This is a genomic window from Bacillus sp. FSL R5-0434, from assembly GCF_038004745.1.
GTDB lineage: Bacteria > Bacillota > Bacilli > Bacillales > Bacillaceae > Bacillus > Bacillus halotolerans.
This window is the reverse complement of record NZ_JBBORV010000001.1, coordinates 233,552-249,887: the sequence shown is the minus strand read 5'-3', so window position 1 is coordinate 249,887 and position 16,336 is coordinate 233,552. Positions and strand designations below refer to the sequence as shown.

17 protein-coding genes are annotated in these 16,336 nt (G+C 44.5%); 3 read left to right on the top strand and 14 right to left on the bottom strand.

Annotated elements, in window-relative coordinates; genetic code table 11:
• Positions 1-19: 19 nt before the first annotated feature.
• The 3 genes from NYE43_RS01390 to gamR form a co-directional block, all read right to left on the bottom strand.
• The gene (locus tag NYE43_RS01390; RefSeq protein WP_024120077.1) at positions 20-1,087 is read right to left on the bottom strand and encodes a branched-chain amino acid aminotransferase; all 1,068 of its coding nucleotides are present in this window, start codon (positions 1,085-1,087) and stop codon (positions 20-22) included.
• Positions 1,088-1,321: 234 nt separating this feature from the next.
• The gene (locus NYE43_RS01385) at positions 1,322-1,597 is read right to left on the bottom strand and encodes a DUF1648 domain-containing protein (RefSeq protein WP_024120076.1); all 276 of its coding nucleotides are present in this window, start codon (positions 1,595-1,597) and stop codon (positions 1,322-1,324) included.
• A gap of 61 nt (positions 1,598-1,658) precedes the next feature.
• Positions 1,659-2,366 (bottom strand): transcriptional regulator GamR, encoded by a 708-nt coding sequence (gene gamR / locus NYE43_RS01380; protein ID WP_024120075.1) that lies wholly within the window; start codon positions 2,364-2,366, stop codon positions 1,659-1,661.
• A gap of 217 nt (positions 2,367-2,583) precedes the next feature.
• On the opposite strand from gamR, the gene nagB reads away from it, so the two are divergent.
• The 3 genes from nagB (at position 2,584) to gltP (ending at position 6,625) form a co-directional block, all read left to right on the top strand.
• Positions 2,584-3,324, top strand: a complete 741-nt coding sequence (nagB, locus tag NYE43_RS01375; RefSeq protein ID WP_095714494.1) for a glucosamine-6-phosphate deaminase — start codon at positions 2,584-2,586, stop codon at positions 3,322-3,324.
• Between the two features lie 21 nt (positions 3,325-3,345).
• Positions 3,346-5,241, top strand: coding sequence for a glucose-specific PTS transporter subunit IIBC (gene ptsG, locus NYE43_RS01370; protein ID WP_095714495.1), 1,896 nt, complete (start codon positions 3,346-3,348; stop codon positions 5,239-5,241).
• Between the two features lie 139 nt (positions 5,242-5,380).
• Complete coding sequence (gene gltP / locus NYE43_RS01365) at positions 5,381-6,625, top strand: glutamate-aspartate/proton symporter GltP (RefSeq protein WP_101860214.1); 1,245 nt, start codon at positions 5,381-5,383, stop codon at positions 6,623-6,625.
• Positions 6,626-6,665: 40 nt separating this feature from the next.
• Here gltP and trhO read toward each other — a convergent pair whose 3' ends face one another.
• From trhO to purT, 11 genes are all read right to left on the bottom strand, one after another.
• A complete protein-coding gene (trhO, locus tag NYE43_RS01360) occupies positions 6,666-7,634 on the bottom strand; it encodes an oxygen-dependent tRNA uridine(34) hydroxylase TrhO (protein WP_024120071.1) in 969 nt (322 codons plus the stop codon).
• Positions 7,635-7,847: 213 nt separating this feature from the next.
• Positions 7,848-8,729, bottom strand: a complete 882-nt coding sequence (locus NYE43_RS01355; RefSeq protein ID WP_101860215.1) for a helix-turn-helix domain-containing protein — start codon at positions 8,727-8,729, stop codon at positions 7,848-7,850.
• Positions 8,730-8,843: 114 nt separating this feature from the next.
• A complete protein-coding gene (locus NYE43_RS01350) occupies positions 8,844-10,163 on the bottom strand; it encodes an erythromycin esterase family protein (RefSeq protein WP_373271216.1) in 1,320 nt (439 codons plus the stop codon).
• Between the two features lie 132 nt (positions 10,164-10,295).
• Positions 10,296-10,571: a hypothetical protein gene (locus NYE43_RS01345; RefSeq protein ID WP_024120068.1), complete on the bottom strand. Its 276-nt coding sequence runs from the start codon at positions 10,569-10,571 to the stop codon at positions 10,296-10,298.
• Between the two features lie 57 nt (positions 10,572-10,628).
• Entirely contained in the window at positions 10,629-11,420 is a 792-nt protein-coding gene (locus NYE43_RS01340; RefSeq protein ID WP_095714499.1) for a phosphatidylserine decarboxylase, read from the bottom strand.
• The gene (locus NYE43_RS01335) at positions 11,413-11,901 is read right to left on the bottom strand and encodes a DedA family protein (protein WP_024120066.1); all 489 of its coding nucleotides are present in this window, start codon (positions 11,899-11,901) and stop codon (positions 11,413-11,415) included. Before NYE43_RS01335 ends, NYE43_RS01340 begins: the two co-directional genes overlap by 8 nt.
• The gene (gene pssA / locus NYE43_RS01330; RefSeq protein ID WP_095714500.1) at positions 11,892-12,425 is read right to left on the bottom strand and encodes a CDP-diacylglycerol--serine O-phosphatidyltransferase; all 534 of its coding nucleotides are present in this window, start codon (positions 12,423-12,425) and stop codon (positions 11,892-11,894) included. The genes NYE43_RS01335 and pssA overlap by 10 nt, the downstream gene beginning before the upstream one ends.
• A 187-nt stretch (positions 12,426-12,612) precedes the next feature.
• Entirely contained in the window at positions 12,613-13,509 is an 897-nt protein-coding gene (locus tag NYE43_RS01325) for an alpha/beta fold hydrolase (protein ID WP_101860217.1), read from the bottom strand.
• A 174-nt stretch (positions 13,510-13,683) separates the two neighbouring features.
• Complete coding sequence (locus NYE43_RS01320; protein WP_024120063.1) at positions 13,684-14,088, bottom strand: DUF2606 family protein; 405 nt, start codon at positions 14,086-14,088, stop codon at positions 13,684-13,686.
• Positions 14,051-14,989, bottom strand: a complete 939-nt coding sequence (locus NYE43_RS01315; protein WP_024120062.1) for a trypsin-like serine peptidase — start codon at positions 14,987-14,989, stop codon at positions 14,051-14,053. Before NYE43_RS01315 ends, NYE43_RS01320 begins: the two co-directional genes overlap by 38 nt.
• 149 nt (positions 14,990-15,138) lie before the next feature.
• Positions 15,139-16,293, bottom strand: a complete 1,155-nt coding sequence (purT, locus tag NYE43_RS01310) for a phosphoribosylglycinamide formyltransferase 2 (RefSeq protein WP_101860218.1) — start codon at positions 16,291-16,293, stop codon at positions 15,139-15,141.
• Positions 16,294-16,336: the final 43 nt, after the last annotated feature.

Sequence of the window (16,336 nt, the reverse complement as noted above, 5' to 3'; positions counted from 1 at the left end):
GCAGGTTCTTTTTCTATCCTCATACTTCCACTGTCCAATGAAACGGGTCTTTCACTTTTCCAAGCTGAATGTCAGTTATCGTTTGATACAGCTTTTTTGAGATTTCTCCTATTTGCCTGTCGTTCACAATCACCGTTCTTCCATGAATATTGAGTTCGCCGACAGGCGTAACAACCGCAGCCGTACCTGTGCCGAATACCTCTGTCAATTCCCCTCGTGCGGAGGCTGCATAAATATCATCGATCGATATCTTTTCTTCCCGGACCGGGATGCCCCAGCTTCTGATCAGCTCAATAGCAGAAGCTCGTGTAATCCCGCTCAAAATGCTTCCGCTTAATGCAGGAGTCACAACTTCTCCATTTATGACGAAAAAGATATTCATGCTCCCTACTTCTTCCGCGTATTTCTTTTCAATGGCATCCAGCCATAGCACCTGATCATAGCCTAATTCATTCGCCTTCTGCTGCGCCTGAAGACTCGCCGCGTAATTTCCTGACGTCTTGGCATTTCCGACTCCGCCATTAACTGCCCGCACAAACTCATCTTCCACATAGATGTTAATCGGCTGCAGCTGATCGCCATAGTAAGAGCCGACAGGCGAAAGCACGATCATAAATGTATAGTTTTTTGACGCCTTTACACCGAGACTCGGTTCAGTGGCAATAACAAACGGACGAATATACAGCGACGTTCCCTTTTCCCTCGGAACCCACTCTTTTTCCAGCTCGACCAATTGCGTCAGTGCCTCCAGCACCAGCTCTTCGTCTACAGGAGGCATACTCATTCGCTGACATGATCTGTTCAGCCTTTTAATATTTTGCTCCGGCCTGAACAGCAGCACCCTGCCATCTTCAGTTCTGTATGCTTTCAAACCTTCAAAAACAGCCTGGCCGTAATGGAAAACAGAAGAGGATGGATCGAGCATAATCGGTGCATAAGGAGTAAGTCTTGGACGATGCCAGCCCTTTTCCTCCTCATAATCCATCACAAACATATAATCTGTAAAGTATTTGCCGAACCCTAAGGATGAAGGGTCTGGTTTTTCCTTCTTTGATGTGATTTTCTCTCGTTCAATAAGCTTGTTCACTGATAAGCACACCTTTCTAGATGAATTTGTTTAAATTTTCTGTCAATTTTGAGCTGCAAATCGGTAATGCCTTTCTTTTTTACAGGCGGTTTTCCGTTCTCATTTGATATAAGAGGGCTCAAATATAAATGTCAGAATATTCTTTATCGTCTTCGGCTATTATACACTACATTTAGTGTAAGATGAAGGTGAAGTTAAAGAAAAAACAGCCAGAGATTTTTCCGGCTGTTTTCGTTAAACTGCTAAAAACAAAATGACGGCATGACCAATCAGCAGAATATAAACCGCGATCCCTAACTGCCAGTTGACCTTCCGCGCCAATGCAAAAACAATCATCAAGGCCGGCAAAATAGCTGTTCCAGCCAGCTTATTGACCGTCAAATCCGGGCTGTTCGTTACATCATAATGAATCGGCATATCTGCCGGAAGAAAAGGATAAAACACCATAGAGAGTATGACAGCCGCAATGACAGACCCCCACACTACTTTCTCATTCATCAATAGAAACATAGAACCAGTCCTCCTCATCACTTCCTAAAACAATAAAGCGTTTTCTTTATCTCCCATTGCTTTACGATTGATATGACTGTTCTACGGTGAATTTCGTTCGGTCTCCTCGTGTAATAATTTGTGCATATTCTACTACTTCTTCATTTTTGTCATAGGTGAGGGATTCCGATAAAAATGCAGGCGCTCCAACATTGGTTAACAGGTGCCCGCTGATCGTTTCATCCGTTAAAATCGGTTCGATCGATTCCGTCCCCCTGCTGATTTCGATATTGTATTTTGTTCTTAATAATTCAAACAGAGATCCGGTGCACTCTTCCTGCGCTAATCCCGGTGCCGCTTTCCAAGGTATATATGAGGTATGGTATTGCAAAGGTTCACCCTCGGCGTATCTGACTCTGATAAGCTTGTTAACAGGCTCATTCTCTTTCATTTTCAGCAGCTCGGCTATGGAATGATCGGCAGGGATCACCACAAGTTCAAGCACTTTTGACTCAGAACGCAGCCCCCTCATTTGTTCTGCAAAACTCGTAATCTTATGCGGAATCGGCGTTTGGATTTTAGCTGCCGATACAAATGTTCCTTTTCCTTGGATTCTCTGAATATATCCTTCAAGTTCAAGCTGCTGCAAAGCCAGCCTTACAGTTGTTCTGCTGACATCATATTGCTCGCAAAACTCGCTCTCTGTCGGCAGCTGATCATTCGCCTGATATTTGCCCGACTTGATTAATTCAATGATTTTAAATTTGATAACAGAATATAAAGCTGCCATTTCATCCTCCCCATTCTGTATGTAAACCGATCTTTTTGAATGAAACCATAATACCATCTGCATTCCTATTTTGAAAGATTTGTACTTCCTTTTGTAACAAATTTTCAGAAAATAACGTTGACAATTTTATGGCGATGGTGCTAAATTCGTAATGACAAATATCATAAATTGATCATAACAAATATGATGCTTGTCTATTTCATTGAGGGGGTGTCAGATGAAGATCATCGTTGCTGATCATTATGAAGATCTCTGTAAGTTAAGCGCTAACATGATTAAGGAATATGTACAGGCAAAGAAAGATGCCGTTCTTGGTCTGGCTACCGGCAGCACGCCGATCGGCTTATACAAACAGCTCATTTCAGACTATCAGGCAGGCGAAATTGATTTTTCAAAGGTTATAACATTTAATTTGGATGAATACGCAGGCCTGTCTCCATCTCATCCACAAAGTTATAACAAATTTATGCACGAGCATCTTTTTCAGCATATCAATGTTCAGCCTGACCATATTCATATCCCGCAAGGAGACAATCCCCAGCTTGAGGCTGAGTGCAAAGTGTATGAGGAACTTATCCGCCAGGCGGGAGGCATTGATGTGCAAATCCTTGGCATCGGCTCGAATGGCCATATTGGTTTTAATGAACCCGGCTCTGATTTTGAGGACCGGACACGAATCGTCAGGCTGTCTGAAAGCACGATACAGGCAAATGCCAGATTTTTCGGCGGCGATCCTGTACTTGTGCCGAGGCTTGCCGTTTCAATGGGCATAAAAACGATCATGGAATTCAGTAAACACATTGTGTTATTAGCAAATGGCGAGGAAAAAGCGGACGCGATCCGAAAAATGGCTGAAGGGCCTGTGACGCCGGACGTACCGGCCTCGATTCTTCAAAAACACAATCATGTAACCGTTATCGCCGATCAAAAAGCAGCTCAAAAACTGAAGAACTTATAAAACAAATAGAAGGAGACTGTTATGTTTAAAAAGGCATTTCAAATTCTGCAACAGCTCGGCCGCGCTTTGATGACTCCGGTTGCCGTCCTGCCGGCAGCCGGTCTGCTGCTCCGTTTCGGTGACAAGGATTTACTTAACATTCCTATTATAAAGGATGCGGGCGGCGTTGTATTCGATAACCTGCCGCTGATTTTTGCCGTAGGTGTCGCGATTGGTTTAGCTGGCGGCGAAGGAGTAGCCGGGCTTGCCGCTGTCATCGGATACTTGATTTTAACCGTCACCCTGGATAACATGGGAAAACTACTCGGCCTTCAGCCTCCTTATGAAGGGGCCGAGCATCTGATTGATATGGGGGTATTCGGCGGCATTATCATCGGGCTGCTTGCCGCATATTTGTACAAGCGTTTTTCATCAATAGAGTTGCACCCCGTCCTTGGATTTTTCTCAGGAAAACGATTTGTCCCGATTATTACTTCGGTCAGTTCATTGGTCATCGGCGTTATTTTCTCATTTGTTTGGCCGCTAATTCAAAATGGAATTAACGCCGCCAGCAGCTTAATTGCCGATTCAACGGTCGGCCTGTTCTTTTATGCAACAATCTATCGCTTACTGATTCCTTTTGGACTGCATCATATTTTTTATACACCTTTCTATTTTATGATGGGCGAATACACAGATCCATCGACAGGCAATACCGTAACCGGCGATCTGACAAGGTTTTTCGCCGGAGACCCGACTGCGGGACGTTTTATGATGGGCGATTTCCCTTACATGATTTTCTGTCTGCCGGCAATCGCGCTTGCCATCATCCATACCGCGCGGCCCGAAAAAAAGAAAATGATTTCCGGCGTCATGATTTCAGCAGCGCTTACGTCTATGCTCACTGGAATTACAGAGCCAGTTGAATTTGCTTTCTTGTTCGTCGCGCCTGTGCTTTATTTAATAAACTCTATTCTTGCCGGCATCATCTTTGTCGTGTGTGATCTGTTCCATGTCCGTCACGGCTACACCTTCTCCGGCGGCGGCATTGACTATGTGCTGAATTACGGGCTTTCGACAAACGGCTGGGTCGTCATTCCTGTCGGGATCGTCTTCGCCTTCATTTATTACTATTTGTTCCGTTATGCGATTTTGAAATGGAATCTGAAAACACCCGGCCGTGAAGCAGATGAAGATGATCAAAGTGAAGCCAAATCTCCTGTTTCAAAAGACCAGCTCGCCTTCCACGTATTGCAGGCGCTGGGCGGCCAGCAAAATATCGCCAACCTCGACGCATGTATTACAAGGCTGCGTGTCACCGTTCATCAGCCAAGCCAAGTAAACAAAGACGAACTAAAGCAGCTTGGGGCGGTAGGTGTGTTAGAAGTGAACAACAACTTCCAAGCGATTTTCGGCACAAAGTCAGATGCTTTAAAAGATGATATCAAAACGATTATAGCTGGAGGTGTCCCGGCTGCCGCCGCGGCGCTTGATGCTGAAGCCGAGACCCAGCAGGAGCCTCCTGCCGAAGAGTCTTTTATATATCCGATACAAGGAGAAAAACTCTCCCTATCCGACGTGCCTGACCAGGTATTTTCAGAAAAAATGATGGGTGAGGGTTTCGCGATTGATCCAACAGAAGGAAAAGTCGTTGCCCCCGCTGACGGCGAGATTGTATCGATATTTCCGACAAAGCACGCCATTGGCTTTACAAGCGCTGGCGGCACGGAAATGTTGATTCATGTCGGCATTGATACGGTGAAGCTGAACGGAGAAGGCTTTGAAGCTCATGTCACGAGCGGCCAAACCGTCAAACAAGGCGAACTGCTTCTAACCTTTGAACTGAATTACATTAAGCAGCATGCTGCTTCCGCCATAACGCCTATTATTTTCACAAATGTATCTGAGGAACAAATGAACCGTATGAACATGAAGTAAAAAAGTCCCCCTGACGCGGGGGACTTTTTATCCAACATAATGAAAGCGCTATCAAAATAAATTTTTAAAAAAGGGGTTTGCATTTGATTCACGAATGGTATGAATAAGCCTCATCATATCATTCTAAAGGGGGATTCATTTGAAAAAATTTATCGCGTTTCAAATTTTAATCGCATTGGCTATCGGCGCAGTAATCGGCCACTTTTTTCCTGATTTCGGAATGGCGCTCAGGCCTGTCGGTGACGGATTTATCCGCTTGATTAAAATGATTGTCGTGCCGATTGTATTTTCTACCATTGTCATCGGAGCTGCTGGAAGCGGAAGTATGAAAAAGATGGGCAGCCTCGGCGTAAAGACCATTATCTGGTTTGAAGTGATCACCACTTTGGTGCTGGGCCTGGGACTTTTATTGGCAAATGTCTTAAAACCGGGCGTCGGGCTGGATCTTTCTCACTTAGCGAAAAAAGATATTCATGAACTTTCCGGCTATACAGAGAAAGTCGTGGATATCAAACAAATGATCCTCGATATTATCCCGACAAACATTATTGATGTCATGGCCAGAAACGATTTACTCGCTGTCATTTTCTTTGCGATTTTATTCGGTGTTGCCGCCGCTGGCATCGGCAAAGCCTCTGAACCAGTGATGAATTTTTTTGAATCGGTCGCTCAGATTATGTTTAAACTGACGCAAATCGTCATGGTGACCGCTCCTATCGGCGTGCTTGCCTTAATGGCCGCCTCTGTAGGCCAATATGGCATCGAACTCCTCCTCCCCATGTTTAAATTAGTCGGTACTGTTTTTCTTGGTCTGTTTCTGATCCTCTTTGTCCTCTTTCCGCTTGTTGGTCTCATTTTTCACTTTAAGTATTTTGAAGTGCTGAAAATGATATGGGATCTGTTTCTGATTGCGTTTTCCACAACCAGCACCGAAACCATTCTTCCTCAGCTTATGGATCGAATGGAGAAATACGGCTGTCCGAAACGGGTGGTATCATTTGTCGTTCCCTCCGGCTTATCGCTGAATTGTGACGGATCAAGCCTATACTTATCGGTTTCCTGTATATTCTTGGCACAGGCCTTCAATGTAGACATGACGCTGTCACAGCAGCTTCTCATGATGCTTGTGCTTGTCATGACCAGCAAAGGCATCGCCGCTGTTCCGTCGGGCTCCCTTGTCGTTCTTTTGGCGACTGCAAACGCTGTGGGGCTGCCTGCCGAAGGCGTCGCCATTATTGCAGGCGTGGACCGCATCATGGATATGGCCCGAACAGGTGTTAATGTACCGGGACACGCGGTCGCCTGCATCGTGGTTTCTAAATGGGAAAAGGCCTTCCGCCAAAAAGAATGGGCCGCCGCAAACGGACAAACGGAAAGCATGTAAAAAAAGAACACCTCTCTGCATGAGAGGTGTTCTTTCCATATTATTCAGCAGCAGCGTGCTCTTCTTTTTCAATCGCTGCAAGTCTGGCGCTAACTTCTTCCGCCGTCATATTGTGTTCTTGTACATATAAGTTTCTTGGGTTCGTGCGGCATTCGTGGCTGCAGCTGCGCATATATTTGTATTCATTTTCCGGTGTGCATATGATTTTCTTATTGCATGATGGATTTGCACAGTTGACATACCGTTCACACGGTTCACCTGTAAAGTAGTCTTTTCCGACAATGACATGCTCGACACGGTTGACCGGCACGCTGATTCTTTCATCGAATACGTAGCATTGGCCGTCCCAAAGCTTTCCTTGCACCTCAGGATCTTTTCCGTATGTGACGATTCCGCCGTCAAGCTGTGATACATCTTCAAAGCCTTGCTTCATCAGCCAGCCTGAGAATTTTTCACAGCGCACGCCGCCCGTGCAGTATGTCAAAATCTTTTTGCCTTCAAGCATCTCTTTATTTTCTTCGATCCACTCTGGCAATTCACGGAACGCCTCGATGTCAGGACGGACAGCTCCTCTAAAATGGCCGAGATCATATTCATAATCATTACGCGCATCAAGGACGACTGTATCAGGATCCTGCATCTTTTCAAAGAATTCTTTAGGCTTCAAATGCTTTCCTGTTGTTTCATTCGGATCCACATCATCCTCAAGGCGAAGCGTCACAAGCTCTTTTTTATGACGGACGAACATTTTCTTGAACGCATGATTTTCTTCTTCATCAATCTTGAACACCATATCCGCAAACCGTGGATCAGCTTTCATGGCTTGCATATATTGTTCAGTCTGCTCAAACGTACCGGATACCGTACCGTTAATCCCTTCAGCTGATACAAGAATACGGCCTAACAAACCAAGCTCCTTACAAAAAGCCAGATGCTGCTCTCTAAACACCTCCGGCTCTTCAATCGGAACATATTTATAGTAAAGTAATACTCTGTATTGTTTTTCCATGATATAAACACCCTGTTCAATGATATAGTTAGTTGTTATGCACACTCTTACTATATCATACAGGAAAACACCTCAAAGATGAACACATCCGCCCAGACTGATAAAAATATCCAAACTCTTACAAACCCAGGAGGCGAGCGGGTTCGGGGAAAAACAATAGTATTTTCCATTCATTTACTAATAAAATCACATGTATTTTTCAGATAACTATACTTATAATTCTTCCTCAAACGATAAATTAACAGGCTCATCTAAAAGCTCTCCCGGCATTTCAAGATTTGTTGAAGGAACGCTCTCATCTACCTCTTCAAAAACAACATGATCCATCCACACTTGGCCTGGTCCCGATAACTGAACGCCGAATGAAATGACAGCACTATTTTCAGGAACATCCAAAACAACAGCGTAATGATTCCAATTGGTTGTTCCTGTAATTGGCCTGTTGCTCATATTATCAAATTGAAGAACATCTTCAGCCGCACTGTCAACCCGCATCCAAAGCGATGCGAAATGCTTTACGCCTTTTGTTTTGATAAAACATGATAGACGCAATCTTTTCCCGAGATAACGGTCCGCCTTAAATTGCTGCATCATCGTCGCAAATTCCCCGATGTCCTGCACCATTGTTGATTTTAAATACCCCGACGCCTTGCCCTGATGCACATTTTCTCGATCAACCCCTATTTCAAATTGAAATGGATGACTACCGCTTAATACCCAGCCCTTCATTTTTTTCTCCATCCAAGATTCCTCCTTTTTTGCAGTAAAACGTTTCATAAATGTTCGATATGCTCCCGGCGGCATGTGATACATTTTTTTAAATGCCCGAGTAAACGCCTCTTGAGATTCAAACTGATAATGCAAGGCAATGTCGATAATGCGAACATCTGTATAAAGCAAAGCAGCTGCCGCATTCGCAAGGCGTCTTAAACGTATATAAGAAGCAACCGACATGCCAACTTCTTTTTGAAAAATCCGATGAAAATGAAATTTAGAAAAGCCTGATACGTTTACAATATCCTTGCCAGATATCGGCTCATGCAAATGTGATTCAAGCCAATCAATGGTTTGCTGAACAGCTTTTTCATAATACATGGAACACTTTAATCTCCTTTCTGTTTCAGAATAAAAGATCCCGCCTTACATGTTTTGATTATTTTTGCGATATGTAAAAATCCCCTGTGTGTTTACACAGGGGATCTTCTTTCCTCACTTTATAATAACAGAAGGCGTTATATGCTCCAGCCAAATCACACCGTCATATTGTTCCTTCAATATCATTTGCTCCTCCTTGAAACCCCAATACAGCGCTGTACGCGGCGTATACATCCATGAAGTTCCTTTGCTTTTTTTGGTATGGAGAAAATCAACAAAGACCGATGGATGGTTCGCAGCTTTCAGCAAGTCTTCAAGACTTCCAGCCGGCGGCGGGCTTGTTACCGGATTAACGGTCTTATTATCGGAGCTATCCAGACTGGCTCCAGAGTACGCATAGATTCCAATGGTATAGGTCTGTTTTTTCAGCCGCTCAGGCAAATAATCACCCATGTTAGGTCCGTTTAGCTGTACCCAGTCCTTTATCATTTTGGTATTCTGTTTGCGAAGATGGTAATTGTGCCCCGAGACGATAATCTTCTTTTTTGGATAAAGCGTTTCTGCAACCCACTGAAATTGTTCAGCCATCATGCGGTCTCTCATAAAGAATGAAAAATCCTCCATATTCTCCGGATAATCCATTAGCTTTTCTTTCATTTCTTCCAGCATGTATGTTTCCATTACGTCAATTCTCAGCTGAAGGGAATGCACAAAGATCTCATAAGCTTTCGGCTCTTTCGGAAGGTGCGCTTTTAGCGTTGAAGCATGTGTGTCAGCGAACTTGATAAGCTCCCTGTAGTTTGTCACAAGCGCTTCTTTCTTTTGCGTAAATTCTTCCATCGTTTTGCTGTTTGACACTAAGCTGAAAAAATCATTTTCTGATTGGGAAAGCAGCTCGGCTTTTTCAGGGTCCACCGCCTTTACCCATTGATTCGCAGCACCGTCGAATGAATTCTTCAGGCTTTGAATATCAAATCCAGTGAGAATAAGCGGATCACCTTTCTCTTTTTGCTCTTTCATATAATCAAACAGTTCAACCACATCTTCTGTGTGCCATACGGGGTAAATGGATTGTTTCATCATGCTCTTCGGGGTTAATTGATCCATGTGAAGGTAGGATGCATTTGCTTCGGGAAAGCCAGACTCAAAGGCCAGTACATCATATCCCAGTTCTTCGTGGAGGTATTTGATCATGCGGACCTTTGTTGCATTCATCTCACCTGAGCCATGTGTGGTTTCTCCTAACTGGACGATTCGTTTTCCTTTCAGCACTTTCTTCAGAAATCGAAGATCTTTGTTTGAAGCATCGGAAGAATCCAGCGGATGGGCATTCCGTTCAATCCAGCGATCCCGATGTTTTTCTTCAGAAGCAGCACGGGCGGGCGCCGCAAAAGAAGAAAACGCCAGACAGACGATCAGCAGCGGCAAAGTCATTTTTACTAACTTATGTTTCAATTCTATCTCTCCTTTTCTGCTAGGTTCTCTAGTAGTTACGAGATAGTTATAGAAAAAGTTTCCTTTTCAGTTATATATAAAAAAAAGCTTCTGCTGATAGAAGCCGTTTTTTTAAGAGCCTTTCATTGCCTGATGAAAATAAAACCGATACGTATTTCTCAAAAACGTTTCAACCGGAAGCTGCACATCCGATTGGTATTTGCTGATGATGAATGGAAACCGCTCCAATCCTTTTTGGCGCAAATCGTTCACTTGCTCTGCATCAGTTGCCGCCTCTTGCAGAACTGTTTCCACAATCGGCCAGCACGCTTCCTGCACCTTGTGAAGAGCCGCTCCATCTCCGGTTTGCTGATAATGTGTGATCCAGCTGACGATTTGTTTTTCCATCACTCTCACCTTTCTTCAAAAAAAGAGGCGCCGCTTCCATTTGCGAGCTCCTCTTCTTTACTCTCCATAACCTAACAGTTGCCCGACTTGGACTTCTTGGCCTTCTGTTACATCAGCAGACGGCCGGAACGCGTCTTTTTCAAAGATCAAAATGACGGTTGAACCAAATGAAAAGTACCCCAGCTCCTCGCCGATCTTCAATTGATCACCTGTGCTGGTCTGCACGATGGAGTTAATATTCATCGCGCCGACAGGAATCATCAGCACGTTTCGATTGCCGCTATTCAACTCATAAACAACTCGGTAATTTTTCGACAGTACATCTTTTCCGTATTTTAATCCTAACTGATTCACCGGGTATGAACGGTTCCCGAGTTCTGCCAGCTTTTGATATGTGCAGCTGATCGGGGAATGAAAACGGTGGTAATGCCGCGGGCTTAAGTACAGCACGACGAAATATCCACCGTTGTATTGATGATCAGCGCTTTTACAGCCGGTCAATTCAGCAAATGAGTAGTCTTTTCCCTTTACCGTAAAGGTTTGATTATGATTGATAGTCCCTATCGTCTGAACGACACCGTCAACGGGGCTGACCACAGCATGCGCCTCTTTTGAAACAGGGCGCCGCTCCAAATTAATATTCCGAATAAACAATTCGGAAAGCGAACCGTAGTCAGCAGCCGTTCCGTCTACATCATTCCAGTTAATCTGAAAGTGTTTAGAGAAGAGCGGAATGACCGGCTTACTGATTTTCGATTCGCAAAACCCTTTGATCAGGCAGGATGATAATCGATGGTTTGTCAGTTCTATCAATGATCGGTACAGAATCTTTACAGCCGTATTAAACATGAATAATCCCTATAACCCTTCCGATTGTAATAAAAATAAAGCACCACAAAAAGGCGCCGATCGCTGCATACGCGATATACGTTTTCAGCTCCATTTTGCCGATTCCCGAAAAGTAACACGTCACATGCCGGACGCCTGGAATAAAATAACCTAATATAAGAGAATACGGTCCGTATTTCTTCATCCATTTTTCTACTTTCAGCATTCTCTTTTCTTTCAAACCGACCCATTTGCCATACTTATCGATAAACGGACGCCCGGCCTTTCTGCCGATCATGTAGCTGATCATCATCCCTAACAGGGCTCCGACAAAGCTGATAAAAATGGCAAGCTCATAATTCAGCACATCAATATGCGTAAAATAACCGACGATTGTCATCATGACTTCGTCGGGTATCGGCAATCCAATAATTCCAAGAACAAGCATTAAAAAAATAGCGAGATAACCATAATCCGCTATCAGCTGCTGCACTAATTCCATCTTTCGGACTCCAGATTTTCTGCTGCGTGTTTTTTAAAATGAGGAAATTTCACTTTGCTCACCATTAAATAAGACAGCCCGCATGTGCCGAGCGCCAGCAGAATCGGGTTATTCACAAAGCATAAAATGACGAGACACATTGCCGCAAATGGAATCGGCATTCCGATAAACGTCGGAAGCTTGCTTTGTTCAACATTAAATTTAGAGAGCCGAAGCATTCCGCAAATACTGTAAGCCAGCGCGCATAGTATCCCGATAAACGGCAAGGCATATAAAGCGACACTGTAGGCGAGCATGGATGGCGCCACGCCAAATGTGACCAGATCCGCAAATGAATCCAGTTCTTTCCCCATATCAGATACAGCATTCAGCTTACGAGCAGCCATTCCATCGAAGAAATCGAGAAACATGCCGGTAAAAATGAAAATCACTGCTGAATGGATGTTGTGAAATATTAAGGAATGAACCGCCAAAAGCCCGCAAATAAAGTTTCCTATCGTAATCATACTGGGTATATAATTCACAGTGTAACCAAACCTCCAATTGAAAAAAACCTTATATCAACACGACGTTGTATATCGAATCAGCGTTACAGGAAAAATCTCTCTATTAAACATGATAACATAGACTGCCAGAAAAAAAGCAGCACTCAAATTCTATTATTATACAACATTTGTTACCTTTTGAACAATGAATGCCAGTCTTTTCAATTTATGTACTCATTTCATTTTCGCCTAAAAATGACATTACACGTTTATTGACATAGTCCGGCTGCTCCAGAGGTAACAGGTGTCCCGCATTCTTGACCATTTCCGTCTGAATCCCCGCGACTAATACAGAAGCTCTTTCTAAAGCCATTTGCTGATGGTACATCACTTCATGCTCGCCGAACATCAGCAGTATCGGAACCGTGATTGACTTTAACTCCGCGTCTGTGAACACGTAGGGAAAGCCATTTTCTTTCGGTGTCAGGCTTCTTTTCTCATCCTGCCACTTGACTCCAGCCTTGATCTGCTTTTGCAGTATGGGATGAAGCTGATAGCGGTCAGCTGTCAGCCACTTGATGTAAGCATCAGCCCCGCTCGGCTCACTAAGGCCTGCGGCATATTTATAGACATCCGGATGAAATGATATAAACGCTTCAGCAGGACTCATGACAACCGCTCGTTCCACTCTTTCAGGCATATCAAGCAGAAAGTTCACTGTATGAAGCCCGCCAAGGGAAAACCCGGCCAGATGTGCTGTCTTAAGTCCAAGCGAATCAAAAACATCTTTCAGCCAGTGAGCGCAATCAGCTCTCGTATCCAGAGAGGCTGATGGTATACTTTTATTTTTGTCTCCTATTATATCGACTGCATATGTACGATATTGACCGCTCCACTCGGCGATATTCGGATACCACATGACAGAGCTGAAGAGCCCCCCGTGAAGCAGTACGAGCGAAGGTGCGTCCTTTGGCCCACTTGCCATGATATGTGTTTTTCCGAAACGAGTAGAAACATAGAAAGCTTCCGAATCAATCGGCCACAAAGAAAGGCTTTCATCATAAGCCTGGTAAAAGCATGTACCGCCTTCAGCCGCGGCAAGCTGCATCGAATCCTGTTTCATCTTTTTCTTTTTCCTCCGACTTTCATTTATATATAGAGAAAGGAGACTGCCCTTTCTTGTAAGAAAAAATACCCATTCTTATTATCTCATATAACAATTTTCCAGTATATAGTTTGATCATATACGAAGATCAATAAAAAAAAGACGCTCTTCCTAAACTTGAAGGAAAACCGTCTATTCTTTAAAGACTAATGGAATAACCTTATCTTTTTTGTCCTTTGTTAATGACACTTGATGTGTCACAGACGTTTCATTCTTCGTCAAGGCGATGGAATAGTCACCCTTTTTCCCGGTATCCCATGTGATGTCTCCGTTTTTGTCTGTCAAACCGAGAATCTCACCGATCTCTGTATTCGGCTCCTGATCTGATGCCGGCGCTTTGACAATCGTTACTTGAACGCCTTCCATCGGTAACCCGGCATCGTCTTCCACATGAAGGGTCACAGGAATCGTTGTTTCTTTCTGAGCAGAATCTGAATGCGCCTGAGAGCTGCATCCGCATAAAAACAAAATAGAAATGAAAACGGCCAGTTTACCGTATTTATTGCTTTGCCCAATATTGAATATTGTTGAATACATCATTCGTCACCCTTGTTCCCAAGTTATATGACGATCCTCCGTTGGTATGGATTGCAATGGCCGTCTGCCCCGTATCACTATAATTGCGGTAAACAGGCGAGCCGCTTTGGCAGCCGTACGTATCAGTTGTATAGGTCAGCTTATACGTTTCCGCAGAGCGAATCGGCTTTGTATCAGACCACATGGTGCCGAAAGTCTTGTCACACGGAAATCCTGTAACTGATGTAGAGAGGCCGACGGGGCTGCTGCTGTTTGTTGTTCTATAACCATACCAGCCAACCGTGTTGCCAGGAGAACCATTTAGTTTTATTGCACCGTAATCATAATTGGTATCTTTGCTTTCCGTCCATCCTTTAACGGAGTAAAACATCGTGCCGGAATAAGTGCCGTATGGATACGATGAACCATTGCGGCCCGGCGCAGCAGTGATCGAAGAAGCCCACCCGTGATCCTGGCTGTACACACAATGTCCGGCCGTTACCACAGTATTCGGGTTCACTAAAAAGCCTGTGCATCCATAAGTGCTTGAGGTATTGGGATATTTGACAGATAGCTGAACCGTTGCTCTGTAAGGAAATGACGTAGTGCCTGAAATTCTGACGCGTTCATCAGATCCAATTACACTTGATGGCTTTAAGGATTTAATGTTTTTTTCTGATTCTATGAGCTCGTGTAATGTTTTGCTTGTTTTTCCGGTTCCTTCATAAGGATCAGAAACCAATTCCGCTTTCGACGTCTGGTTATTGCTGACTTCAGCTTCCTTTCCCGTATTGGAGACAGAGGTTTGCGGGTTCTCCGCCGCTTCTGCCGGCGTTCCGAAAGATACCGCCGCTGCCGTTGCCAAACACAAAATCGTAAACCCTGCAAAGCATTTTTTTCTGAATCTTGAGACTACTCTCATTTTAGTCATCCCCCTCCTTTTGTGTCAACCAGCCTTTTCATTGGAAGACTTTTACATTATAATCAAGAATTTGATTCTTATGATACAATTTTTGGCGGGATGATAAAAAAACGGGCCATGTATCAAGACAAGGCCCGTCTGTTTCATGTTTATTGAATCGATAGTTGATCCAGCGCTTTCTTCGCGTTCTCTCGCGCTTTTCCAACAGTGTCAGCCGCAGAAAGCGCAACCGCCATACGGCGTCCGACCTTCGTTATCGGCTTTCCAAACACGCGCACTTGTGTATTTGGCACTGCCAGCGCGTTTTCCAAACCTTCAACAGTGTAATCCGCTGACTCTTCCGGTGCTTTGAGGGGCCGGCTGGCGCCTGGAGAAAGCTGTGTGATTTCTGTAATCGGAAAGCCGAGAATCGCCCGAACATGCAGCGCGAATTCCGACAAATTTTGCGTCACCAGCGTCACAAGACCTGTATCATGCGGTCGAGGAGACACCTCACTGAAATACACCTTGTCTTTCGCAAGGAAAAGCTCAACACCAAACAGACCGTACCCGCCAAGCTCATCAGTAATGGCTTTCGCAATATGCTTCGCCTCTTCAATTTGCTGCTCTGTCATATGATGAGGCTGCCATGATTCGATATAGTCTCCATCCTTTTGCTCATGGCCGATCGGCGCACAAAATACCGTACCGTTCACTGCACGCACAGTTAAGAGTGTAATTTCTGATTCGAACGGGATAAACTCCTCGACGATCACGCGTCCGTTCTTCACTCGTCCGCCTTCCATCGCCGTCTCCCAGCAGCTCTCCAAGTCCGCTTCTGAGCGGCATACGCTTTGGCCTTTTCCCGAAGAACTCATCAACGGTTTGACGACACAAGGGAAGCCGATATGAGCTGCAGCCTGTACAAATTCTTCATATGTATTCGCAAATTCATAGCCTGCCGTCGCAAGCCCGAGCCTTTCTGCCGCAAGCCGCCTGATGCCTTCCCGGTCCATCGTCAGCTTCGCCGCACGCGCATTTGGGATCACGTGAAACCCTTCCTCTTCAAGCTTCAGCAATTCATCCGTCGCGATCGCCTCAACCTCAGGCACAATCAAATCAGGTTTTTCTTTCTCAATAATGTGTCTGATCTGCTCACGATCCAGCATGTCAATGACATAGCTTTTATGCGCCACCTGCATCGCCGGAGCATGCTCGTAGCTGTCTACCGCCACCGTCTCTACCCCGAGACGCTGGGCTTCAATCACAACTTCTTTCCCCAGTTCACCTGAGCCTAACAATAAAACCTTCTTTGATTGATACATCTTTGCCCCTCCTATCTGTTCAAAAACCATTATAACTGAAATA